General features: G+C 71.5%; 21 protein-coding genes. 7 read left to right on the top strand and 14 right to left on the bottom strand.

The window, feature by feature from the left end; all coding sequences use genetic code 11:
• Positions 1-362: ATP-binding cassette domain-containing protein (locus ABT336_RS21225; RefSeq protein WP_350898367.1), on the top strand; the 362-nt coding region annotated here is incomplete at its 5' end.
• 7 nt (positions 363-369) lie between these two features.
• On the opposite strand, the gene ABT336_RS21220 is transcribed toward ABT336_RS21225, so the two are convergent.
• The 4 genes from ABT336_RS21220 to ABT336_RS21205 are packed head-to-tail and all read right to left on the bottom strand — an operon-like array spanning position 370 to position 3,835.
• Positions 370-1,080 carry an ABC transporter permease gene (locus ABT336_RS21220; RefSeq protein ID WP_350898366.1) on the bottom strand — a complete coding sequence of 237 codons (711 nt, stop codon included), beginning with the start codon at positions 1,078-1,080 and terminating at the stop codon, positions 370-372.
• A 1-nt stretch (position 1,081) separates the two neighbouring features.
• Positions 1,082-2,050, bottom strand: a complete 969-nt coding sequence (locus ABT336_RS21215; protein WP_350898365.1) for an ABC transporter ATP-binding protein — start codon at positions 2,048-2,050, stop codon at positions 1,082-1,084.
• The gene (locus tag ABT336_RS21210) at positions 2,047-2,928 is read right to left on the bottom strand and encodes an ABC transporter permease (protein WP_350898364.1); all 882 of its coding nucleotides are present in this window, start codon (positions 2,926-2,928) and stop codon (positions 2,047-2,049) included. Before ABT336_RS21210 ends, ABT336_RS21215 begins: the two co-directional genes overlap by 4 nt.
• Positions 2,921-3,835 (bottom strand): ABC transporter ATP-binding protein, encoded by a 915-nt coding sequence (locus ABT336_RS21205; protein WP_350898363.1) that lies wholly within the window; start codon positions 3,833-3,835, stop codon positions 2,921-2,923. The genes ABT336_RS21210 and ABT336_RS21205 overlap by 8 nt, the downstream gene beginning before the upstream one ends.
• A gap of 240 nt (positions 3,836-4,075) precedes the next feature.
• On the opposite strand from ABT336_RS21205, the gene cysC reads away from it, so the two are divergent.
• Positions 4,076-5,599, top strand: coding sequence for an adenylyl-sulfate kinase (gene cysC, locus ABT336_RS21200; protein ID WP_350898362.1), 1,524 nt, complete (start codon positions 4,076-4,078; stop codon positions 5,597-5,599).
• Positions 5,600-5,661: 62 nt separating this feature from the next.
• On the top strand, positions 5,662-6,738 hold the full coding sequence (gene galT, locus ABT336_RS21195; protein WP_350898361.1) for a galactose-1-phosphate uridylyltransferase: 1,077 nt from the start codon (positions 5,662-5,664) through the stop codon (positions 6,736-6,738).
• Between the two features lie 341 nt (positions 6,739-7,079).
• On the opposite strand, the gene ABT336_RS21190 is transcribed toward galT, so the two are convergent.
• The 5 genes from ABT336_RS21190 to purN all read right to left on the bottom strand — a co-directional run bounded on the left by ABT336_RS21190 (position 7,080) and on the right by purN (position 12,846).
• Positions 7,080-8,297 carry an NADP-dependent isocitrate dehydrogenase gene (locus ABT336_RS21190; RefSeq protein WP_350898360.1) on the bottom strand — a complete coding sequence of 406 codons (1,218 nt, stop codon included), beginning with the start codon at positions 8,295-8,297 and terminating at the stop codon, positions 7,080-7,082.
• 323 nt (positions 8,298-8,620) lie between these two features.
• Entirely contained in the window at positions 8,621-9,571 is a 951-nt protein-coding gene (locus ABT336_RS21185; protein ID WP_350898359.1) for a malate dehydrogenase, read from the bottom strand.
• Positions 9,572-9,684: 113 nt separating this feature from the next.
• Positions 9,685-10,542 (bottom strand): bifunctional methylenetetrahydrofolate dehydrogenase/methenyltetrahydrofolate cyclohydrolase, encoded by an 858-nt coding sequence (locus tag ABT336_RS21180; RefSeq protein ID WP_350898358.1) that lies wholly within the window; start codon positions 10,540-10,542, stop codon positions 9,685-9,687.
• Positions 10,543-10,657: 115 nt separating this feature from the next.
• Positions 10,658-12,229, bottom strand: coding sequence for a bifunctional phosphoribosylaminoimidazolecarboxamide formyltransferase/IMP cyclohydrolase (gene purH, locus ABT336_RS21175; RefSeq protein ID WP_350898357.1), 1,572 nt, complete (start codon positions 12,227-12,229; stop codon positions 10,658-10,660).
• Positions 12,226-12,846: a phosphoribosylglycinamide formyltransferase gene (gene purN, locus ABT336_RS21170; protein ID WP_350898356.1), complete on the bottom strand. Its 621-nt coding sequence runs from the start codon at positions 12,844-12,846 to the stop codon at positions 12,226-12,228. Before purN ends, purH begins: the two co-directional genes overlap by 4 nt.
• Before the next feature lie 268 nt (positions 12,847-13,114).
• On the opposite strand from purN, the gene ABT336_RS21165 reads away from it, so the two are divergent.
• Positions 13,115-13,744, top strand: coding sequence for a hypothetical protein (locus ABT336_RS21165; protein ID WP_350898355.1), 630 nt, complete (start codon positions 13,115-13,117; stop codon positions 13,742-13,744).
• A 277-nt stretch (positions 13,745-14,021) separates the two neighbouring features.
• On the opposite strand, the gene ABT336_RS21160 is transcribed toward ABT336_RS21165, so the two are convergent.
• Positions 14,022-15,263: a cell division protein PerM gene (locus tag ABT336_RS21160; RefSeq protein WP_502891224.1), complete on the bottom strand. Its 1,242-nt coding sequence runs from the start codon at positions 15,261-15,263 to the stop codon at positions 14,022-14,024.
• A gap of 447 nt (positions 15,264-15,710) precedes the next feature.
• On the opposite strand from ABT336_RS21160, the gene ABT336_RS21155 reads away from it, so the two are divergent.
• A complete protein-coding gene (locus ABT336_RS21155; RefSeq protein WP_350898353.1) occupies positions 15,711-15,968 on the top strand; it encodes a hypothetical protein in 258 nt (85 codons plus the stop codon).
• 73 nt (positions 15,969-16,041) lie between these two features.
• Here ABT336_RS21155 and sucD read toward each other — a convergent pair whose 3' ends face one another.
• The 3 genes from sucD to icmB form a co-directional block, all read right to left on the bottom strand.
• The gene (sucD, locus tag ABT336_RS21150; protein WP_350898352.1) at positions 16,042-16,929 is read right to left on the bottom strand and encodes a succinate--CoA ligase subunit alpha; all 888 of its coding nucleotides are present in this window, start codon (positions 16,927-16,929) and stop codon (positions 16,042-16,044) included.
• Between the two features lie 2 nt (positions 16,930-16,931).
• A complete protein-coding gene (sucC, locus tag ABT336_RS21145; RefSeq protein WP_350898351.1) occupies positions 16,932-18,110 on the bottom strand; it encodes an ADP-forming succinate--CoA ligase subunit beta in 1,179 nt (392 codons plus the stop codon).
• Positions 18,111-18,526: 416 nt separating this feature from the next.
• Entirely contained in the window at positions 18,527-18,931 is a 405-nt protein-coding gene (gene icmB / locus ABT336_RS21140; protein WP_350898350.1) for a coenzyme B12-dependent isobutyryl CoA mutase small subunit, read from the bottom strand.
• 412 nt (positions 18,932-19,343) lie between these two features.
• Between icmB and ABT336_RS21135 the strand changes: the two genes are divergently transcribed.
• Together ABT336_RS21135 and ABT336_RS21130 are read left to right on the top strand one after the other, a co-directional pair.
• Positions 19,344-20,060 (top strand): M23 family metallopeptidase, encoded by a 717-nt coding sequence (locus ABT336_RS21135; protein ID WP_350898349.1) that lies wholly within the window; start codon positions 19,344-19,346, stop codon positions 20,058-20,060.
• 382 nt (positions 20,061-20,442) lie between these two features.
• Entirely contained in the window at positions 20,443-21,234 is a 792-nt protein-coding gene (locus tag ABT336_RS21130) for a M23 family metallopeptidase (protein WP_350898368.1), read from the top strand.
• A 44-nt stretch (positions 21,235-21,278) separates the two neighbouring features.
• Here ABT336_RS21130 and pcrA read toward each other — a convergent pair whose 3' ends face one another.
• Positions 21,279-23,675, bottom strand: coding sequence for a DNA helicase PcrA (gene pcrA, locus ABT336_RS21125; RefSeq protein ID WP_350898348.1), 2,397 nt, complete (start codon positions 23,673-23,675; stop codon positions 21,279-21,281).
• Positions 23,676-23,801: the final 126 nt, after the last annotated feature.

Raw genomic sequence — 23,801 nt, 5'->3', positions numbered from 1 at the left:
CCCTCCCCGACGGGTACGACACCGAGGTGCACCGGCGTGGCGGCCGGCTCTCCGCCGGTCAGCGGCAGCTCGTCGCCTTCGCCCGGGCCTTCCTGGCCGACCCGGCGGTGCTGATCCTGGACGAGGCGACCTCGTCGCTCGACGTACCCACCGAACGGACCGTCCAGCACGCCCTCGGCACCATCCTGGCCGACCGGACCGCACTGGTCATCGCCCATCGACTCTCCACTGTGGATACGGCCGACCGGGTGCTGGTCCTCGACGACGGTCGGATCGTCGAGGACGGCCCACCCGGTCGGCTGGCCACCACCGGTGGTCGCTACGCCGACCTGCACCGACAGTGGCGCGACTCGCTGCGCTGAACGCCCGTCAGCTGGTCTCGCCGGCCACCCCGAAGGAGCGGAGCCGGTCGATCGCCAGGACTGTGAAACCGACGCTGACCAGCGCTGTCATCACCGCCGCCACCGGCACCGAGACGGTGGTGGAGAGCAGGGCGGTGGGGGCGATCCGGTCGGCCAACGCGATCACCCACTGCTGGATGGAGAGCACCCGGGTGCCGGTGACCACGTTGCCGAGCAGACCCTCCCAGATCAGCACGTAGACCAGGCCGAGCAGGACCGGACGTCGGGTGACCAGGCTCAGCGCCAGGAACAGCGCCGAGTACGCCAACGCCCCGAGCGCCGCCGCGACGGCCAGCCCCAGGCCGAGACGGACCGAGTGGGCGAGCACCCCCGCGACGTAGAGCGGCACCGCGACGGTGACGGCGGTGACCCCGGCGGCCACCGCGAGCTTCGGCAGCACGATCTGCCACCGGGGCAGGGGCTTGGTGAGGATGTGCACCACTGTGCCGTCGTCGATCTCGGCACCCAGGACGCCGGTGCCGACGATCAGCGCGACCACCGGCAGGACCACTGCCAGTCCCAGGCCGACGAGCACCGCCGGACCCCACTGCCCGGGGTCCACCTTGAGCACCCGGGCGGTCACGGCGAGCACCACCACCAGCAGCGGAAGCGGCAGGAGCAGCAGGAACCGACGTCGGCCGAACAGCCCCCGCGCGGTGATCCAGGAAACTGTCGACACGTCAGGCCTCCACCAGGTAGGAGAACACGCTCTCCAGGGATTCGTCCTCGGGCACCAGGGCCGTCACCCGGATCCCCCGGCCCAACGCCACCTTGGGCAGCGCCCGGGTGAACGAGCCGTAGTCGCCGGCCCTGACTGTCAGCCCGGCCCGGTCCAGCTCCACCCCGGTCACCGACGGCTCGGCCATCAGGGCGACCGCCAGTGCCCGGTCGTCGGTGGAGCGGATCACGAACACGTGCGGCCTGTTGGTCATCAGCCGCCGGATGGTCCGGAAGTCACCGGAGGCGGCGAGCCGACCGGCCACCATCACCTGGACCGTCCCGGAGATCTGCTCGACCTCCTCCAGGATGTGCGAACTGAACAGGATCGTCCGGCCCGCGTCACCGAGGGAGTGCAGCAGGTTCATCATGTGCAGCCGCTGCCGCGGGTCCATCCCGTTGAACGGCTCGTCGAGCAGCAGCACCTGCGGGTCGTGGACCAGCGCGGCGGCCACCCGGGTGCGCTGCCGCATGCCCTTGGAGTACGTCCCGATCCGCCGGTCCTGGGCGGGCTCCATCTCGACCAGGCCGATCGCCCGACGGGCGGCGGCGGCCGGGTCGGGCAGCCCGTGCAGTTTCGCGCTGGCCAGCACGAACTCGTACGCGGTGAGGTAGCTGTGCACCGCCTCCCGCTCGGTGACCAGCCCGAGTCGCCGGTACACCTCGGGGTTGCGCCAGATCCGCTCGCCGCCGAGGGTCACGGTGCCCCGGGAAGGGGCCAGGAACCCGGCCATCATGTGCAGCAGGGTGGTCTTGCCCGCCCCGTTCGGGCCGAGCAGTCCGGTCACCCCCGGGCCGAGGGCCATTGTGACGTCGTTGACGGCGACCACGTTGCCGTACCACCTGGAGACCCCGGCGAGGTCCAGCGCGCTCGTCGCGGGGGCCGGCCCGGCGGCGGCCCCGGTCGCGTCCACCTGGTCGGTCACGCTCATCGGGTGGCCACCTTCCGGTATCGCAGCAGCAGCAACAGCACGGCGGTGGCGACCAGGGCGACGGTGACCGCCGCGTAGAGCGGCCCGAACCCGCCGATCGGCGGCCCGCCCGAACCCTCGGGAACCAGGAGGTCACCCAGGGCCCACGCGCCGGTCCCACCGACCAGTGTCGACGGGGAGGCGATCAGGGCCAGCTCGTTGACCGTCCGGGACGGCACGATCATGAGGAACCCGACGATCGGGGTGGTCATCAGGAAGACCGCCACGATCCCACCGGCGGCGAAGGCCCGCTTCCCGGTGAGCGAGGCGACCAGCAGCCCGATCGAGGCGAACACCACAGCCCAGAGCCCGGCGTAGAGCAGCCCCGGGAGCAGGTCCAGCAACTCGTTCCAGACCCCGCGTACCCCGTCGTCGACCGTGAACGCCGCGCCGAGGAACATCACCAGCTGAGGGCCGCCCAGCAGCAGCCAGAGCGCCGTCACCAGGGCCGCCAGCTTGGCCAACGCGTAGTCCCCCCGGGGCAGGGGCCGGGAGAAGTACAGCGGCAGGACCCCGCTGTGCAGGTCCCGGGAGACCAACTCCGGCGCGGCCACCGCGACGAAGAAGATGACCAGCCAACTCATCGAGTCGGCGAACTGGGCGTAGGTCATCACCACCTGACCCAGCTGGGTACGCACCGCTGTCAACCCGGCCGCGGTGATGGCCACCACGCCCACCACCAGCCAGGGGAAGATCTTGGCCTTGGCGCTGCGCCCCAGGCCGAACGAGGTACGCAGACCGTGCAGGTACAGCGCGCCGAAGACGTGTCGGCGACCCAACCGGGGGCCGGTGTAGCGCTGGTAGCCGATGTCGTGGATGACGCCGGTCGGCTCAGACATTACTCGGCTCCCTCGGGGCGAACAGCTCGGCCACCCGGTGCCGCCGCTGGTCCAGCCGGTGCAACGGCAGGTCCAGCTCGGCGACCGCGCCGAGGATCAGGTCGTACGTGCCGTCGTCGGCGAGCGGGACGAGCAACATCCGCCCGTCCCGGGTCACCGGCAGGTCGAGGGCGGTGAGTCGACCGGCCAGCTGCTCGGTCCCCTCGCTCACCTCCACCGCGAGGACGTCGGTGGCGGTGGTCATGGCGGTGATCCGGTCGGCCCGCAGCAGCCGCCCACCGTCGATGGCGACGAGGGTGTCGCAGATCCGCTCCACCTCGCCGAGCAGGTGCGAACAGACCACCACCGAGATGCCGAACTCGGTGCCGATCCGGTGGATCAGAGCGAGCATGGCGTCCCGACCGGCCGGGTCGAGGCCGTTGGTCGGCTCGTCGAGCAACAGCAGGTCCGGGTCGTGCACCAGGGCCTGAGCCAGCTTCACCCGCTGCTTCATCCCGGTGGAGTAGCCCCCGACGGCCCGGTGTCGCTCCTCGTGCAGCCCGACGTGGCGCAGCGCCTCGGAGGCCCGCTCCCGGGCGACGGTACGCGGCAGCCCGCTGATCCGACCCAGATGGGTGACCAGCTCGGCGGCGGAGAGGTCCGGGGGGAGGGCGTCGTGCTCGGGCATGTACCCCACCCGGGCCCGCACGGCGGCGGGATCGGTGGTCGGGTCGAGGCCGAGCACCCGGACCCGCCCGCTTGTCGGTCCGAGCAGGCCGAGCAGGATCTTGATGAGGGTCGACTTGCCGGCGCCGTTGGCACCGACCAGACCGATGACCCCCGGCTCGACCGCGACGGTCAGGTCGGCCAACGCGGTGACCCTGCCCCCGTACGTCTTGGTCAGCGACTCGGTCGCGATGAGTGTCACGTGGCCCAGCGTAGGGAATCGACGCCCGCCCGGGTATCAGGAAACGGCTCCGGGGATCCCCTGAGATCCGTTCCCCCGGGTCCTCCGGGTGATCCCCCGTGACCTTCGCCGCGTACACCTGCCCCCACCTGGGCACCCTTCCCGAGCCGGGCCCGCTGCGCCCGCACGGGGGAGTGGCGCTCTCGACCGATCGGCGGACGACTGAGAAACTGTGGGCCGGCCAGGGAGTGGAGGTTGCGGATGAGCAACGGGTGGGTGCCCGACGAGGTTCTTCGGGACGCGCCGGCATACACGCCGCGCCCCACGGAACTGGCCGATCTGGAGTTGCTGCTGACCGGGGCGTACGCGCCGCTGACCGGGTTCATGACCCGGGCCGACCTGGTCTCGATCAGCCGTCGGGGGCGACTCGCCGACGACACTCCGTGGCCGGTCCCGGTGGCCCTGCAGATCCCGACCTCGCTCGCCCAGACGCTGGAGGTCACCGACCCCGCCCGGCGGGTGCTGGTGCTCACCGACGCGGAGGGCGCCCCGGTGGCGGCGCTCGACGTGGCCGACGTCTGGCCGGTACGCGAGGGCACCGCCGGTGCCGGTGGGCGCGTCCAGCGGCTCGGCGACGGTGGACACGGCCCGTTCCAACGGCTGCGCCGCGACCCGGGGGAGGTACGCGAGCTGATGCCCCAGGGCCGGGTCCTCGGGGTGATCGCCGACCGGCCGCTGCACCGACCCCAGCTCGCCCAGATCGCGCACGCGGCCCGGACCCTCGGGGCGCACCTGCTCGTCATGATCCCGATCAACGAGCACCCCGGAGGGCTCCCCCCGGAGTTCCTGGTACGCAGCGTCTTCGCCGCCCGGGACCGGATGCCGACGGCCACGATCATCACGGTGCCGTTGGCCCGCCGCCGGGACGAGATCAGCGACGCCCTGCTGCGGGCCCGGGTCGCCGCCGCGTACGGCGTCACCCACCTGCTCTCCACCGGCGAGTCGCTCTCCGGTGCCGGGCTGCGGGTGCTGGTGCCCCGGGAACTGGCCTACGACAACCGGGACGGGCAGTGGCGGTGGCGCGACGACATCCCGCCCCGCAACCGTCGGCTGGCGCTGAGCCAGCAGGAGATCGACGACCTGCTCGACAGGGGCTTCCCGCTCCCCGAGTGGCACACTCCCCCGGCGGTGGCCAAGGAGCTGGTCCGGGCCCGTCCGCCCCGACGTCACCGGGGGCTGGTGGTCTTCTTCACCGGGCTCTCCGGCTCCGGCAAGTCCACCGTCGCCCGGGGGCTGGCCGACGTGCTCCGGGAGCAGGGCGACCGGACCGTGACACTCCTCGACGGGGACGTGGTCCGACGGGAACTCTCCGCCGGGTTGAGCTTCAGCAAGGCCGACCGGGATCTCAACGTCCGCCGGATCGGCTGGGTGGCCGCCGAGATCGGCCGACACCGGGGGGTGGCGATCTGCTGTCCGATCGCCCCGTACGCCCAGGCACGCGCGACCGCCCGGGAGATGGCGGCGACCGCCGGGGCAGGATTCCTGCTGATCCACGTGGCCACCCCGCTCGAAGTCTGCGAGCAACGTGACCGCAAGGGTCTGTACGCCCGCGCCCGAGCCGGTCTGATCACCGGGATGACCGGCATCGACGACCCGTACGAGGAGCCCGCCGACGCCGAACTGGTCCTGGACACCTCCAAGGGCACTGCCGAGGAGGCGGTCGACGCGGTGATGCACCTGTTGACAGAGACCGGCTGGGTGGAACCACGACTGCAACCGGCCTGACCGGGGCCGGGACTGACCATCGTGCTTCCGCAGGGGAGCCGTGCCGGGGAGGGAACGGCGCCGTGCGGCGTACCAGGATCACGTTGGCCGACGGCCGCGACCTGTTCTACTTCGACGAGCGCGACGACGTGCTCCACGACCATCCGGACCGGCGGGAACTGCCACCACCGCCGCCCGCCTCGCAACTGCGGTACGACCCGCTGACCGACGAGTGGGTGGCTGTCGCCGTCCACAGGCAGACCCGCATCTTCCTGCCCTCGGCCGACAAGTGTCCGCTCTGCCCGTCGACGGCCGACAGGTCGAGCGAGATCCCGGCCCCGGCGTACGACGTCGCGGTCTTCGAGAACCGGTTCCCCGCACTGAGCGCGCGCGTCGCCGACGACCCCGGGGAGATCACACCGTTCACGCCGGTCCGGCCGGGGCAGGGCCGCTGCGAGGTGGTCTGCTTCACCGACGAGCACACCACCTCCTTCGCCGACCTGCCGCCGACCCGGGTCCGTACCGTGCTGGACGCCCTCGCCGACCGCACCGCCGCCCTCGGCGAACTGCCCGGCGTGGAGCAGGTGTTCTGCTTCGAGAACCGGGGCGTGGAGATCGGGGTCACCCTGCACCACCCGCACGGGCAGATCTACGCGTACCCCTTCGTGACCCCTCGGACCCGGGCCATGCTGGCCGCCGCCCGTCGGCACGCCGAACGAACCGGAGGACGCAACCTCTACGCCGACGTGTTCGCCGCGGAACGCGCCGCCGGGGATCGGGTGGTCGCCGCCAACGACCACTGGACCGCGTACGTCCCGGCCGCCGCACGCTGGCCGTTCGAGGTCCACCTCGCACCCCACCGGCCGGTGCCGGACCTGCCCGCCCTCACCGACGCCGAACGGGACGCCTTCGGCCCCCTCTACCTGGACCTGTTGGGCCGCTTCGACAGGCTCTTCGACAGGCCCATGCCCTACATCTCGGCCTGGCACCAGGCCCCGGTCCGACTCGACAGGGAACTGGCCCACCTGCACCTGCACCTGTTCAGCACCCGGCGGGCGGTGGACAAACTCAAGTACCTGGCCGGGTCGGAGTCGGCCATGGGAGTCTTCATCAGCGACGTCGCCCCGGAGCGCGCCGCCGACCTGCTCCGCGCCGCCTGACCGCCCTCGCCGCCTGACCGCTCAGGCCGCCTGACCGCCCTCGTGCGCTGGGGAAACGGGGCGCGGGGGGCCCGGGACAGGGCCCCCCGCAGGGAAGGGACGGTCGGCTGTGCACGACAGCCGGGAAGGCTGGCTGGTCGGCACTCACGTCCGCGAGGCGACCGTGTCAACCCCCTTGGACACGACTGGCACCGCGTCCACCTCTTGCAACGAGCCACGTTCCCGCCGGTGACGCCGTCCCCCGCCGGGCGGTCGGCCCGCCGAATCCACCGCCCTGCCGGAACGACGGAGCCCGCCGGGCCACGGAGGGCCGGCGGGCTCGGTCGGTACGACGCGGAGAATCAGGCCGAGAGCTTGCGGGCCAGGTTCTCGTCCAGGGTGTTCATGAACTCGTCGGTGGTCTGCCACGGGGCGTCCCGGGAGATGAGCAGCGCCAGGTCCTTGGTCATCTGGCCGCTCTCGACGGTGTCGACGATGACCTGCTCCAGGGTGTTGGCGAACTCGGTGACCGCCGGGGTGCCGTCCAGCTTGCCCCGGTGGGCCAGGCCCCGGGTCCAGGCGTAGATCGAGGCGATCGGGTTGGTCGAGGTCTTCTCGCCCTTCTGGTACTGCCGGTAGTGCCGGGTGACGGTGCCGTGGGCGGCTTCCGCCTCGACGGTCCGGCCGTCCGGGGAGAGCAGGACCGAGGTCATCAGGCCGAGCGACCCGAAGCCCTGCGCGACGGTGTCGGACTGCACGTCACCGTCGTAGTTCTTGCAGGCCCAGACGTAGCCACCCTCCCACTTGAGCGCGGCGGCGACCATGTCGTCGATCAGCCGGTGCTCGTAGGTGATGCCGGCGGCGTCGAACTCGCTCTTGAACTCGGCCTCGAAGACCTCGGCGAAGATGTCCTTGAACCGGCCGTCGTACGCCTTGAGGATGGTGTTCTTGGTCGACAGGTAGACCGGGTAGCCCCGGTCCAGGCCGTACCGGAACGAGGCCCGGGCGAAGTCCCGGATCGACTCGTCGTAGTTGTACATGCCCATGGCGATGCCGCCGCCGGGGAAGTTGGCGACCTCCAGCTCGACCGGCTTGGAGCCGTCGGCCGGGGTGTAGGTGATGGTGACCGTACCCGGGCCGGGGACGACGAAGTCGCTGGCCTTGTACTGGTCGCCGTGGGCGTGCCGGCCGATGATGATCGGCTTGGTCCAGCCCGGCACCAGCCGGGGGACGTTGGACATGATGATCGGCTCGCGGAAGACGACACCGCCGAGGATGTTACGGATCGTGCCGTTCGGCGACCGCCACATCTTCTTCAGGCCGAACTCCTCAACCCGGGCCTCGTCCGGGGTGATGGTCGCGCACTTGACGCCGACGCCGTGCTCCTTGATGGCATTGGCGGCGTCCACGGTGACCTGGTCGTCGGTCTCGTCACGGTGCTGGATCGAAAGGTCGTAGTAGTGCAGGTCGACGTCGAGGTAGGGCAGGATCAGCTGCTCCCGGATCTGCTTCCAGATGATCCGGGTCATCTCGTCGCCGTCGAGCTCTACGACCGGGTTGTTTACCTTGATCTTCGCCATCGGCCGGCGCTCCTCTCAGGGGACACATGCTCAAGCAGTACGAGCGTACTGGAAAGTGCCCCGCACCCCCCACCCACCCTCACCACCACCGTCCCCCACCGTCCCCCGCCCTCCCGCTCTCGCTCGGTGATCAAGGGATTTGCGTCAGTAGAACTCGATCCCATGACGCAAATCCCTTGATCACCGAGGTGGGACGGGGACGGCGTGGGGGGGGTGGGTGGGGAGGGGAGGGTGGAGGGGGTGGGTGGGGTGGGTGGGGTGGGTTGGGAAGGCGGCGGGGGCGGGGCGGCGGTTGCCGGCCCGCCCCCGGCGGTCGACTCAGGTCACATGTTGGCGACGTCGGACTGCTTGGCGCGAACCGCCTCGGCGGCCTCCTTCAGACCGGCCAGCTCGTCGGCGTCCAGGTCGGTCTCGACGACCCGCTTGACGCCCTCGGCCCCGATCGCCGCCTCGACACCCAGGTAGACCCCGGAGATGCCGTACTCGCCGTCGACCCAGGCGCAGACCGGCATGACCTCGCCGGAGTCCTCGGCGACCGCCTTCGCCATCCGGGCGGCGGCTGCCGACGGGGCGTAGTAGGCCGATCCGGTCTTGAGCAGCGCCACCACCTCGGCACCACCGTTGCGGGTCTTGACGACCAGCTCCCCGATCTGCTCGGCGGGCATCGCGTCGCGCAGCGGCTTGCCGTTCACGGTGCTCTGCGACGGCACCGGAACCATGGTGTCACCGTGCGAGCCGAGGGTGAGGGTCTTCACCGACTTCACCGGTACGCTCAGCGCCTCGGCGACGAAGTTGGTGAACCGGGCGGTGTCCAGCATGCCGGCCTGGCCCAGGACCCGGTTGCGGGGGAACTGGGTGGCGAGCTGGGCCAGCGCGGTCATCTCGTCGAGCGGGTTGGAGACCACGATCACCACGGCGTTCGGGGCGTACTTGGCGACGTTCTCGGAGACCTGACGGACGATCTTGGCGTTGGTCGCCAGCAGGTCCATCCGGCTCATCCCCGGCTTACGCGGCAGGCCGGCGGTGATCACCACGACGTCGGAGCCCTCGATGGCCTCGTACCCCTCGCCGTTGGGGCCGGTGGTCGCGCCGACGAGCTTGGTCTCGAAGCCCTCGATCGCCCGCGACTGGTTCAGGTCCAGTGCGAGACCGGCGGGCTTGCCCTCCACGATGTCGGTGATGACGACGGTGTCGAAGACGTCGTACTCGGCCAGGCGCTGCGCGGTGGTGGAGCCGTAGAAGCCGGCCCCGACGACAGTGACCTTCTTACCCATGGACGTCCCACTCCCTGATGCCAGTCGGTTTTCCGGACCGTATCAGTCATCCTGGCATCGGGCAGGCCAGGGGCGGACGGATATGACCTGCTCCGCCCCCGGCAGGAACAGGACTAGCCCTCGGCCCGCTCCACCACGTTGGTGAGCAGCATCGCCCTGGTCATCGGGCCGACACCGCCGGGCATCGGGGCCAACGCCCCGGCGACCTCGGCCACCTCCGGGTCGACGTCACCGGTGTAGCGACCCTTGCCGTCCGGGCCGATCACCCGGGTGATCCCGACGTCGACCACTGCCGCCCCCGGCCGGATCAGGTCCGCGGTGAGCAGACCCGGCACCCCGGCGGCGACGATGACGATGTCCGCCTCCCGGGTGTGCGAACCGAGGTCGAGGGTGCCGGTGTGGCAGAGGGTGACCGTGGCGTTCTCGCTGCGCCGGGTCAACAGGAGCCCGAGCGGACGCCCGACGGTGTTGCCCCGGCCGACCACCGCCACCTTCGCGCCGCGCAGCGGTACGTCGTAGCGGCGGAGCAGTTCGACGATCCCGCGCGGGGTGCACGGCAGCGGGGCGTCGTACCCGAGGACCAGCCGGCCCAGGTTGATCGGGTGCAGCCCGTCGGCGTCCTTGTCCGGGTCGATCAGCTCCAGCACCCGCTGGGTGTCCAGGTGACCGGGGAGCGGCAACTGGACGATGTACCCGTGGCAGGCCGGATCGGCGTTCAGCTCGGCCAGGACCGCCTCGACCTGTTCCTGGGTGGCGTCGGCGGGCAGCTCCCGACGGATCGAGGCGATGCCCACCTCGGCGCAGTCGCGGTGCTTGCCGTTGACGTACGCCTGGGAACCGGGATCGACGCCGACCAGGACCGTACCCAGTCCGGGGGTGATGCCGCGCTCCGCCAGTGCCTTGACCCGCGCCCGCAGTTCGTCCTTGATCTGCGCTGCGGTCGCCTTGCCGTCCAGTACCGTCGCCGTCACGCCTCAGATCGTCTCACGCCCGACGGACGGCACGCCGTCGGCCCGGGGACCCGCCCGACCGGCGTCGATCCACGCCGACCCGGGGTCCGACCTCGACCCCGGGTCCGCGTCGTCGTCAGTGGAAGAAGTGCCGGGTCCCGGTGAGGTACATGGTCACCCCGGCCTCCTTGCAGGCCGCGATGGTCTCGGCGTCCCGGACCGAACCGCCGGGCTGCACTATCGCCTTCACCCCGGCGTCGATGAGGATCTGCGGACCGTCGGCGAACGGGAAGAACGCGTCCGAGGCCGCCACCGCCCCCCGGGCCCGGTCCTCACCGGCCCGGCTGACCGCCAACCGCGCCGAGTCGACCCGGTTGACCTGGCCCATTCCGACACCGACCGAGGCACCGTCCTTGGCCAGGAGGATCGCGTTGCTCTTCACCGCGCGCACCGCCCGCCAGGCCAGGACGAGATCCCTGAGGGTGTCCGGGTCGGCCGCCTCACCGGTGGCGAGCTGCCAGGTGGCCGGGTCGTCCCCCTCGGCGTCGATCGCGTCGCGCATCTGCACCAGGACCCCGCCGGTCACCGGCCGCCACTCCGCGGGCTGCGGGTCGAACGCCGGGGCGCGCAGCAGCCTGATGTGCTTCTTGCCCTGGAGGACCTCCACCGCCCCGTCGTCGTACCCCGGGGCCACCACGACCTCGGTGAAGATCTCGGCGACCTGCCGGGCCAGCTCGACGCTGACCGGACGGTTGACAGCGATGACCCCGCCGAAGGCCGAGGTCGGGTCACAGGCGTGCGCCCGGCGGTGCGCCTCGGCCACGTCCGCTCCGACGGCGATGCCGCACGGGTTGGCGTGCTTGATGATCGCCACCGCCGGCTGGTCCGGGAAGTCGTTCGCCGCCCGCCAGGCGGCATCCGCGTCGACGTAGTTGTTGTAGGACATCTCCTTGCCGTGCAGCTGCTCGGCCTGGGCCAGCCCGGGGGGGCCGTCCGGGTCGGCGTACACGGCGGCTCCCTGGTGCGGGTTCTCGCCGTACCGCAGGACCGCCTGGCGGCGCAGGGCCAGACCGACGAAGTTCGGCCAACCGTCCTGCGGCAGGTCCAGGGACCCGGCGAACCAGTCGGCGACCGCCACGTCGTACTCGGCGATGTCGGCGAACGCCCGCGCGGCCAGCGCCCGGCGCTGGGCGAACGTGAAGCCACCGTCGGCGAGGGCGGCCAGGACCGTCGGGTACGCGGCAGGGTCGGTCACCACCGCCACCGACGCGTGGTTCTTCGCGGCGGCCCGGACCATCGCCGGTCCTCCGATGTCGATCTGCTCCACGCACTCGTCGGGGCTCGCACCGGAGGCGACAGTCGCCTGGAACGGGTAGAGGTTGGAGACCAGAAGGTCGATCCCGACGATGCCGTGCTCGTCGAGCTGGGTGACGTGGCTGGACTTCCGCAGGTCGGCCAGGAGCCCGCCGTGGATCTTCGGGTGCAGGGTCTTCACCCGGCCGTCGAGGATCTCCGGGGAACCGGTCACCGTCTCCACGGCCGTCACCGGAACCCCGGCCGCCGCGATCGTGCCCGCGGTGCTGCCCGTCGAGACGATCTCCACACCGGCCTCGTGCAGGGCCTTGGCCAGGTCGGCCAGGCCGGTCTTGTCATAGACGCTGACCAGCGCCCGCCGAATCGGGCGGCGCTGGTCCGCAGTGGCACTCACGGTACGGTGACCTTTCTTCCGGTGATCGTCCAACCTTGGCGGACCAGCCGCCCGACCTGCTCGACGAGCTGACGCCGTTCGGCTTCCTTGATCCGCTCGGTGAGCGTCTCCTCGTCGTCGTCGGTCAGCACCGGCACCGCGACCTGCGCGACGATCGGACCGGTGTCCATCCCGGCGTCGACGAAGAACAGGGTGGCCCCCGTGACCTTGACCCCGTAGGCGAGGGCGTCACGCGGGCCGTGGATACCGGGGAACGCCGGCAGGAGCGTGTTGTGCGTGTTCAGGTACCTGTCGCCGAACGCGGCCAGGAACCTCGGACCGACGAGCTTCAGGAAGCCTGCCGAGATGACCAGGTCCGGTCGGTGCTCGGCGACCCGGGCGGTGAGCGCCGCGTCCCAGTCCTCCCGGGTGGGGTGGTCCTTGAGCCGCTCGACGAAGGTCGGCACCCCGGCCGCCTCCGCCCGGTCCAGACCGGCGATGCCGTCGCGGTCGGCCCCCACGGCCACCACCCGGGCGCCGTACGCCGGGTCGGTGCCCGCATCGAGCAGGGACTGCAGGTTGCTCCCGGAGCCGGAGACCAGGACGACGAGACGGGCGGCGGACGCGGGGTCGGTCACGCGGTCACCATATCGGGCGGCCGGCGTGACCCGACCGGTGGGCGAGGGCCAGCCCACGCCAGGCTCTTCCTCCCGGCGTGGACGGAGTCTGACCTGATGGGACAGGTCGGGTTCGTCACCGCGCGATGTCGCATCCGGCGGGTACGCTGCCGGTCGCTCGGTCCCGACGTCCTGCGGTTTCCTTTCCGCGCTGCGCGCTCGGTGTCCTGGCGCGATCATGGTTCATGAGAACCCACGTACCGACATGACCATCCAAGGAGCGTCCGACATGCAGCCCGGCAACCCAGGTCAGGACCCGTACGGCCAGCAGCCCGGCTCGGGCCAGCCCTACGGTCAGCAGCCCACCTCCGGCCAGCCCTACGGTCAGCAGCCCACCTCGGGGCAGCCGTACGGGCAGCCTTCCTCCTCGGACCAGCCCTACGGTCAGCAGCCCACTTCGGGCCAGCCGTACGGGCAGCAGCCCACCTCCGGCCAGCCGTACGGGCAGCAGCCCGCCTCGGGGCAGCCGTACGGGCAGCCCGACCCGTACGCCCCGCCGCCGCAGGCCCCGTACGGCCAGTCCGACCCGTACGGCCAGCAGCCCCCGTACGGCCCCGGCCCGACCTACCCGAACGCCGGGTACCCCCAGCCCGGCGGGCAGAACAACACCCTCGGCCTGGTCGCGATGATCCTCGGTATCGCCTCCATCCCGCTGGCCTGCTGCTACCTGGGCATCCCGCTGGGTATCGCGGGCGCGGTGACCGGCTTCCTCGGCCGCCAGAAGGCCGCCCAGGGCGAGGCCAACAACGGCAGCCAGGCCCTCACCGGTCTGATCTGCGGCGGCATCGGCATCCTGCTGGGCATCCTCCAGCTCATCCTGGTCGTGTTCGTGAACGTGAACCCGACCGGCTCCTTCTGACGGCAGCCCAGGACCGATCGCGGCCGACGACCGAACGCAGCCGACGATGGATCGCAGCGACCACCGATCGCAGTCGACGACCGATCGCGGCCGACCACGGATCGCAGCGACGACGTCGAGGGGCGTCCCTTCGGGGGCGCCCCTCGTCGCATTCTCAGGCAATCTTGGAGAGGTGTGGCCCCCGCGAGGGCCCCGCGAGGGCCGAAGTCTTCCAAGATTCCCGACGGCTCCGCGAGGTCTTCGGGGCCGGGTCGGTAGGGGTGGCAGGTGATTCGCCCTACCGGGGGCGTCGGTCGGGGGCGCGGCCCGAGGTGAGGGCGCGGGTGGCGGCGGCACCGAGCAGGGCACCCGCCCCGACCACGGCCGTGGCGACGGCGGCCACCTGCCAGGCGACCGGGCCGATCTCGGAGAGCCGGCCGGACCCCAACGAGCCGCCCGACGCTGCCGCGGCGACCCCCAACATCAGCCCTGCCACCGGCCCGGCGACCGCCGCCGGGGCGAGCAACGTGGGCCAGCCGACCGGTGCCCGGTCGGAGGCGGCCCGACCTCGACCGGTGTACTCCCGGGCCGACCGGAGCATCCGCCGCGCCAACAACCAACCGGCGGCCATCGCCACCAGGACCGGCACCGCGAGCAGGGCGGCACCGAACCCCCCGTCCAGCGGCCCGCGCGGCAGTCCGGCAAGCAACGGTACGGCGGGAAGCGCCCCCACGGAGACCTCACTGGTCCGTACGGCGGTGTCGGTGCCGACGGCGAACCCGGGGCCGAGCAGGTAGCTGATGGACCAGACAGTGGCGTTCGGCGCGTACGCGAGGCTGACCAGGGTCACCCCGGCCTGCCCGGCGACTCCGGTCCGGTAGGCCCCGATCATGTCGGCGGCGTCCCCGCCCCCGGTGGCCACCGCCAGTCCGGCCGCACCCGCACCGGCGGCGAGGAGCAGCAGCCCGGCGACCAGGCCGGTGCGGACCCCGTCCCGCAGGATCGACGGCACCCGCTGCGCCAGGTCGGCGGCGACGCCGGTGGTCTGCGCGGCCCCGATCAGCGCCCCGAGGGTGCCGACGACGGTGAGGGTGAGCCCCGCCCGGACCGGGGAGGCGTGCAGCCCACCGGTGCCGGCCAGACCCGCGACGAGCGTGCCGATAGCGCCGTACCCGATGCCGACGGCAGCCGCCGCGACGGCCGCCTGGCGGGGTGAGCGGCTGTTCCGGGCGCCGATGGCCCGGGTGGCGTGCACTCCGGCCCGGGCCAGCCGCCAGACCGCGAGCCCGGTCAGGACGAGGGGGGCCAGGTGCAGTGGCCCGGCGGGGGTCTGCAACGGAACCCCGTGACCGAGCAGCCACCCGGCGAACCCGGCGAGCAGCGCGCCGCCGAGCGAGGCGGCCTCCTCGCTGAGCTGCGCCAGCCCGAGCACAACCGCGACGGGGACGTACGACGTGAGTGCCGCCCAGCCGGCGGCCACAGCGGCGGCCACCACGATCGGTGCCCGGCGGGGGCGTACGCCGGACCGGGGCCGGGGCACGACACGGCCTCGACCGGCGGCAGCCGGCGCGTCCGGGCCAGCCAGACCGGCCCGCTCGACCCGGCCAGCCCGCTCGGACCGCTCGACCCGGCCAGCCCGGTCGACCCGCTCAGCCCGGTCGACCCGCTCGGCCCGGCTGGCTCGGTCAGCCTGGTCAGCCCGATCGGACCGGTCGGTCCGACGCGACGGGCCGGGCCGGTCGGCGGGACCTTCCGGCCGGGTGCCGCCACCGCGGCCGGCGGGGCGGCGGGGCTGGTCAGGGGGGACGGAGGACATCGGTCCTACTTTGGCATGCCGAGCCCCGGTCGGCAGTCCGGTATCGCCGCCCGACGGTGGCGACTTCGGCGGTCTTCGGGCCGGGTGTGCTCGATCCGGTCTAGCCTCGGGCCAAGACGCGACCGTCGCCGTCGCGGCACCGACCGCTCGACCGACCGCTCGGAGGAAGCCGTGAACGCTCCGTATCCGCCGCCGCCACCCGCCGCCGGGCGGGATCGTACGACGCTCTGGGGAATCCTGGGGATCATCCTCGGCCTCATCTGCTGTGGCATCCTCGGCATCGTCTTCGGTTACCTGTCGATCCGGGACGCCAAACGATACGGACAGTCGCCGGTCCTGGGCTACCTGGCGATCGCCTTCGGCGTCCTGAACATCGTGGGCAGCTCGATCCTGCGAGCGACAGGTAACTATCCGTTCTGGAACGACTGAACCGACAGTCCCGCAACGGACCGAGGGAGCCGACCGGTCAGGTCGACTCCCTCGGTGACGTCCGTCAGTCGGCTCAACCCGCCGACATGATCTCCCGCATCAGCTTGGCCGTCTCGGTCGGCGTCTTGCCGACCTTGACGCCGACCGCCTCCAGCGCTTCCTTCTTCGCCTCGGCGGTACCCGCCGAGCCGGAGATGATCGCACCGGCGTGCCCCATGGTCTTGCCGGGGGGCGCGGTGAAGCCGGCGATGTAGCCGACCACCGGCTTGGTCACGTTGTCCCTGATGAACTCGGCGGCCCGCTCCTCGGCGTCGCCACCGATCTCGCCGATCATCACGATGGCGTCGGTGTCGGGGTCGGCCTCGAACGCGGCGAGGGCGTCGATGTGGGTGGTCCCGATGATCGGGTCACCACCGATGCCCACGCAGGTCGAGAAGCCGATGTCACGCAGCTCGTACATCATCTGGTAGGTCAGCGTGCCGCTCTTGCTGACCAGGCCGATCCGGCCCGAGCCGGTGATGTCGGCCGGGATGATGCCGGCGTTGGAGGCACCCGGGGAGGCGATGCCGGGGCAGTTCGGGCCGACGATGCGGGTCTGCTCGCCCTTGGACTTGTTGTACGCCCAGAACGAGGCCGTGTCGTGCACCGGCACGCCCTCGGTGATCACCACGGCCAGCGGGATCCCGGCGTCGATCGCCTCGACCACCGCGCCCTTGGTGAACTTCGGCGGTACGAAGATGACCGTGACGTCGGCCCCGGTCTGGGCGATGGCGTCCGCGACGGAGGCGAAGACCGGCAGTTCGGTCCCGTCGAAGTCGACGGTGGTGCCGGCCTTGCGCGGGTTGACCCCGCCGACCACGTTGGTGCCGGCGGCGAGCATCCGTCGGGTGTGCTTGGAACCCTCGGAGCCGGTCATCCCCTGCACGATGACCTTGGATTCCTTGGTCAGCCAGATAGCCATCGTCAGACCCCCGCAGCTGCCAGCTCGGCGGCCCGATCGGCCGCGCCGTCCATGGTGTCCACCCGCTCGATCAGCGGGTTGTTCGCGCCGTCGAGGATCGCCCGTCCGGCCTCGGCGTTGTTGCCGTCGAGGCGGACCACAAGCGGCTTGGTGACCTTCTCGCCCCGCTGCTCCAGCAGTGCCAGCGCCTGGACGATACCGTTGGCGACCGCGTCGCAGGCGGTGATTCCGCCGAAGACGTTGACGAAGACGCTGCGTACGGCCGGGTCGGAGAGCACGATCTCCAGCCCGTTGGCCATCACCGCGGCGCTCGCGCCACCGCCGATGTCGAGGAAGTTGGCCGGCTTGACGTTGCCGTGCCGCTCACCGGCGTACGCGACCACGTCGAGGGTGCTCATGACCAGACCCGCGCCGTTGCCGATGATGCCGACCTCGCCGTCGAGCTTGACGTAGTTGAGGTCCTTCTCCTTGGCCGCCTGCTCCAGCGGGTCCACGGCAGCCTGGTCGACCAGGTCCTCGTGGTCCGGGTGCCGGAAACCTGCGTTCTCGTCAAGGGTGACCTTGGCGTCGAGCAGCAGGAGGGTGCCGTCCTTGGTCTTGGCCAGCGGGTTCACCTCGACCAGCGTGGCGTCCTCGGCGACGAAGGCCTGCCAGAGCTTGACGGCGGTCTCCACCACCTGGTCGGCGACCTCGGCGGGGAAGCCGGCCGCGTCGACGATCTCGCGGGCCTTGGCCTCGTCCACCCCGGCGACCGCGTCGATCGGGGCCTTGACGACCTTGTCCGGGGTCTCGGCTGCGACCTGCTCGATGTCCATGCCGCCGGCGACGCTGGCGATGCAGAGGAAGGTGCGGTTCGCCCGGTCGAGCAGGTACGAGAAGTAGTACTCCTCGGCCACGTCGGCGGTCACCGTGATCATGACCTTGTGGACCGTGTGGCCCTTGATGTCCATGCCGAGGATGTCGGTGGCCCGGGCCACCGTCTCCTCCGCGCCCTCGGCCAGCTTGACGCCGCCGGCCTTGCCCCGGCCGCCGACCTTCACCTGGGCCTTGACGACCACCCGACCGCCGAGGCGTTCGGCGATCGCGCGGGCCTCTTCCGGGGTCGTTGCGACGCCGCCGGCGAGCACTGGCAAACCGTGCCGCTCGAACAGGTCCCGCCCCTGGTACTCGTACAGGTCCACGATTGCGCGTCCCGTCCCGTCTCCGCGGCGCGCCGTCGCGCCGCCACCAGCGTTGTGGAAAACATCTTGACGCCTGTCATCTGTTGACGCAGGCCATTGGCGCAGCCTAGCGAGAGCGGCGCGGACGGCGACCCAGCGGGTACGCGGTGTGCCCTACTGCACACCCCACCCGCAGCCACCGGCGGATTGTTCTCCGGCAGGTGCGTAACCACCGGGCAGAGGCGTCGTTGAGTCAGGTGTCGGAGCGCTGATGCCAGCGTGAAGACGGGAGCGGCCGATGCCCTGTCGGTCGAGGGGTGGCGGCGGGGCATCGTGCATAGAGGGGCCGGACGTGTGAGGGGTGCGTCCGGCCCCTCACCCTGTCCGCATACTCCCGGGCACCTCTTGCTTCCCACGTCCCCACACCTGGGGTGCGGTCAGCCGACCGGTTGGGCGACGTTCTCCCGTACCCATTCGACGATCGACGCGGTGGTCGCCCCCGGGGTGAAGATCTTGGCCACCCCGATCCGCTCCAACTCGGCCAGGTCGGCCTGGGGAATGATGCCGCCGCCGAAGACGACGATGTCCCGGGCCTCGCGCTCGTCGAGGAGTTCCAGCACCCGCCGGAAGAGCGTCATGTGCGCGCCGGAGAGTACGGAGAGGCCGATCGCGTCGGCGTCCTCCTGGATCGCCGTCTCGACGATCTGCTCCGGGGTCTGGTGCAGGCCGGTGTAGATGACCTCCATGCCGGCGTCCCGCAGGGCGCGGGCGACGACCTTTGCCCCCCGGTCGTGGCCGTCCAGACCCGGCTTGGCGACGACGACCCGGACACGAGAGCTCATCAGCGCACACCTTTCACCGGCTCTGCGGTACTCGTCATCGAACTCCGCAGTCTGACCTTAACGAACGGTAACCCGAACGGCTCATGGCAGGGAATCCCGGCCCCGGCCCGCCCCACGTCGGCCAATCAGACATCCGGGTGGTGACGGTCACTGTACGCAGCAGCCGGGCGGTAACGAGGCCCCCCGGTAAAGGTGACGAGATACCACACTCAGGGGCGAATTGGGACAAAATCCGGCGGGGAGTTCGGCGCTTGCGCTTGTGACTCCTGTGACGGTTGGCTACCGTGTCCACGGTTGTCATCAGGTCCTGGGCCGGGCGACAACGCGGAACACCGAGGTTCACCCGAACGCCAAGGTTCACCCGAACGCAGTGGGTCGGGTCGCCTCGGATCCCCGACAACGGAGGGTGTGCGTGCGCCAGCGCCTGTCGTCTGAGCCCGATCGATATCGCGGTCGTCGCCGCGTTCCCACCCCCCCACGTAGCCGCTACGCAGCCGTGGTCACCACGGCGTTCGTCGGAGCCGGTGTGGTGGCCCTCGGTGCCGGTGCCCTGCCCGACGCCAAGAGCGTCAGCCCCTCGGTCCTCGACGAGCTGCGCGCGTCGGCCGCCCTCAGCGAGGATCTGGCCTCCCGTGGCGAGTCCGCCGAGCGCGCCTCCCGCGACAGTGGCCGGGGCGGCGCCGACGAGATCAGCGCCGAAGAGGTCTGGCTGCTGCCCCTGCAGGGGTACGACTTCACCTCGCCGTACGGAATGCGCTGGGGCAAGCTGCACACCGGCGTCGACCTCGTCGCCCCGGAGGGCACGCCGTACGTCGCGATCCACGCCGGGAAGGTCACCAAGGCCGGCTGGTTCGGCGGGTACGGCTACGCCGTCATCGTCCAGCACGCGGACGGCAGCGAGGCGATCTACGGTCACTCCTCGGCGGTCAGCGTCCAGGAGGGTCAGCAGGTGAAGGCGGGCGACCAGCTCGGCCTGGTCGGTAACACCGGCCACTCCTACGGTTCCCACCTGCACCTGGAGGTGCATGTCAACGGGGAGCCGCTGGACCCGGTGCCGTTCCTCCAGGAGCGCGGAGTGGACATCAAGCTGCAAGTCGAGGCATTTTACAGCGACGTGTCGACTTCCTGACGCTCCGTAAAACATGGTTACCGCCCGGATCGGTTGATCCGGGCGGTTTTCTGTGCCCGGTTCGAGGCGAAGGTGACCCGGGTCACGGCGAAGAATGTGAGCACCACCACCACCCAGCATGATCACTTTTCCGGATGTTCCCTCCCGAAGGAGGAGATACCCGGACGCCGACCGCCGGTCGGCGTGGTGCGTCCTCCGGACCAGGTACCCACCCCGTCGTCGGCCGACACCAGTATTTCCGGGTCAGCGCCCCCGACTGGGAAGGTCACCCGTGCACGACAGCCTCACCCCCAGCGAACCGAACGACAGCAACCCGAACAGCGACGGACCGAACGGCAGCACCACGAACAGCGGCACCACGAACGACAGCGACCCGAACGGCATCGCCCCGGTCCGGCACCGGCGCAGGCCCCGACTGAGCGGCCGTACCGCCTGGGTGGTCGCGGGAGCGGTCGCCCTGGCCGGCCTCGGTGTGGCCGGCGCCTCGGTCGCCACCGAGCGCTCCGAGGCCGAGACCGGTGCCGTCGCCCTCGACGACCGGCTGGCGGCCGAACGCACCGCCGCCGACGACAGGGCGGACCGGTCGGTCCGCGAGTCGGCCACCCCCACGCCCGAGCCCGGTGCGTCGACGGCCGACCCGTCGCCCACCGCCACCACCCCGGCCCCGACCAGGACGACCACCCGCCCGGCCACCCCGAAGGCCGCCCCGAAGAAGACCACAGCGAAGGCCACCCCGAAGAAGACGCCGACGAAGAGCGCCGGCACGCCGAAGGCTGCCTGGGTCAACCCGATGCCGGGCGCGGCGGTCACCAGCTGCTACGGCCCCCGGTGGGGGACGCTGCACGCCGGCATCGACCTCGCCCTACCCGCCGGCACCCCGATCCGCGCCGCTGCCGCCGGCACCGTTGTCAAGGCCGGTGACGTGGGCGACGGCTACGGCATCTCGGTCTTCGTCGACCACGGCAACGGCTACCTCACCCACTACGCCCACCTCAGCGTGGCCAGTGTCGCGGTGGGTGCGAAGGTCACCGCCGGTCAGCGGATCGGCAGCGAGGGCTCCACCGGCGACTCCACCGGACCTCACCTGCACTTCGAGGTCCACCAGGGCGGCATGTGGAACCAGATCGACCCGGGCCCGTTCATGCGGGAACGCGGTGTCGACCTGGGCTGCTGAATCCGGCTCACGCCCCCGGTCGGCTCCCCGTCGGCCGACCGGGGTCAGAGCTTCTCGACCGGGGCGTGCCGCAGGACCAACCACATGGTCTGGTCACCGAAGTCGATCTGCGCCCGCGCCCCGGCGCCGTGGCCCTCGACAGCGAGCACCCGGCCCAGTCCGTACCGCTGGTGGTTGACCCGATCCCCGGCCGCGACCTTCGGTCCCTGGGGTAGCTCGCTGGCGGTGGTCAGCCGACTCCCGTCGACCCCGAGCCGCTTGGCCAGCTGGGCCGCCTTCGGGGTGCCGCCGGTGAAGCCGGACCGCCCGCCCGGGGCCCGGTCCGCCCGGCCGCCGACGCCGCCGCCCCCACCCGCCCACGAGGTGTACGACCCCTCGGTGCGCTCCCAACGGACCAACTCCGCCGGAAGCTCCTCCAGGAACCGGGACGGGGGGTTGTACGCCGGCTGCCCCCAGGCGGAGCGGGTCACCGCCCGGGACAGGTAGAGCCGCTGCCGGGCCCGGGTGATCCCCACGTACGCGAGCCGACGCTCCTCCTCAAGCTCACGGGTGTCGCCCAGGGAGCGCAGGTGCGGGAAGACCCCGTCCTCCAGCCCGGTCAGGAACACCACCGGGAACTCCAGCCCCTTGGCGGTGTGCAGGGTCATCAGGGTGACCACCCCCTGGTGGTCGGGGTCGTCGCTCGGAATCTGGTCGGCGTCGGCGACCAGGGCGACCTGCTCCAGGAACCCGGCCAGCGTCGCGCGTTCCCCCTCGGCACCGGTCGCCTCGATCCGCTCGGTGTACTCCCGGGCCACGCTCACCAGTTCCTGGAGGTTGTCCACCCGGCCGGCGTCCTGCGGGTCGAGGCTCTCCTCCAGCTCGGTCAGGTAACCGGAGCGGGTGAGCAGCGACTCCAGCACCTCCTCCGGGGTACCGGTCTCGGCCAGTTCCCGCGCCCCGTCGAGCAGCGCCACGAAGTCGCCGATCCCGTTGGCCGCGCGGCTGGAGATCCCCGGGGCCTCCCGGGCCCGGCGCAGTGCCGCGCCGAAGGAGATCCGGTCCCGCGACGACAGCGCCTCGACGCAGGCCTCGGCCCGGTCCCCGATCCCCCGCCGGGGGGTGTTGAGGATCCGACGCAGGCTCACCGTGTCGTCGTCGTTGACCACCGACCGCAGGTACGCCAGCGCGTCCCGGACCTCCTTACGCTCGTAGAAGCGCACCCCGCCGACCACCTTGTACGGCAGGCCGACCCGGATGAACACCTCCTCGAAGACCCGGGACTGGGCGTTGGTGCGGTAGAAGACGGCCACGTCACCGGGGCGGGCCGCGTCCTCGTCCACCAGCCGGTCGATCTCCCGGGCGACCCAGTCCGCCTCGGCGTGCTCGGTGTCGGCGACGTACCCGACGATCTGCTCGCCGGGGCCGGCGTCGCTCCAGAGCCGCTTCGGTTTCCGGGAGGTGTTCCGGTCGATCACCGCGTTGGCCGCGCTCAGGATGGTCTGGGTGGAGCGGTAGTTCTGCTCCAGCAGGATCGTCCGGGCGTCGGTGAAGTCCCGCTCGAACTCCAGGATGTTGCGGATCGTCGCACCCCGGAAGGCGTAGATCGACTGGTCCGCGTCGCCGACGACGCAGAGTTCGGCCGGTTCGATCCCCTCGGTGCCCGAGACCAGCTCCTTGATCAGGACGTACTGGGCGCGGTTGGTGTCCTGGTACTCGTCGACCAGGACGTGACGGAACCGGCGACGGTAGCTCTCCGCGACGTGCGGGTGGGCCTGGAGCAGGTGCACCGTCGTCATGATCAGGTCGTCGAAGTCCAGGGCGTGTGCCTCGCGCAGTCGCCGCTGGTAGAGCGTGTACGCCTCGGCGAGAGCCCGCTCGTTGGGCCCCTTGGCCCGGGCGGCGAACTCCTCCGGATCGGTCAGCTCGTTCTTCAGGTTGGAGACCTGGGCGGCGAGCCCCCGGGCCGGGTAGCGCTTCGGGTCGAGGTCGAGTTCCCGGGCGACCAGCTGCATCAACCGCCGCGAGTCGTCCGCGTCGTAGATCGAGAAGGTGGACTTCAGCCCGGCGTGCTCGTGCTCGGCGCGCAGGATGCGTACGCAGGCGGAGTGGAACGTGGACACCCACATCAGCCGGGCGCGCGGGCCGACCAGGTCGGTCACCCGTTCCTTCATCTCGCCGGCGGCCTTGTTGGTGAAGGTGATCGCGATGATCTCCCCCGGGTGCACGTCCCGGGCCGCCAGCAGGTACGCGATCCGGTGGGTGAGGACCCGGGTCTTGCCGGATCCGGCGCCGGCCACGATCAGCAGGGGGGACCCGGCGTGGGTGACCGCGTCGCGTTGGGGGCCGTTGAGGCCCTCGACCAACTGTCCGGGGTCGAGTCGGGCACCGGGCCGGTGCGGCACTGTCGGCACGGGGTCGGGCGCGGACGGGGCTGCGGGGATGTCGAAGAGAGGATGCATCGCACGGCGAGTCTATGCCGACCGTCGGACAGTTCCCGGCAAGGCGTCCGGCGACGCGGTGGGCGACGGCGACTCCCTGCGCCACGACGGCACGGTGCCCGGCGCGACGACGGCACGGTGTCCGGC

The sequence above is a fragment of the Micromonospora sp. NPDC000207 genome, from assembly GCF_040300925.1.
Taxonomy (GTDB): domain Bacteria; phylum Actinomycetota; class Actinomycetes; order Mycobacteriales; family Micromonosporaceae; genus Micromonospora.
Note: the sequence above shows the minus strand (reverse complement) of the source record. Positions and strands in the feature narration are given on the sequence as shown.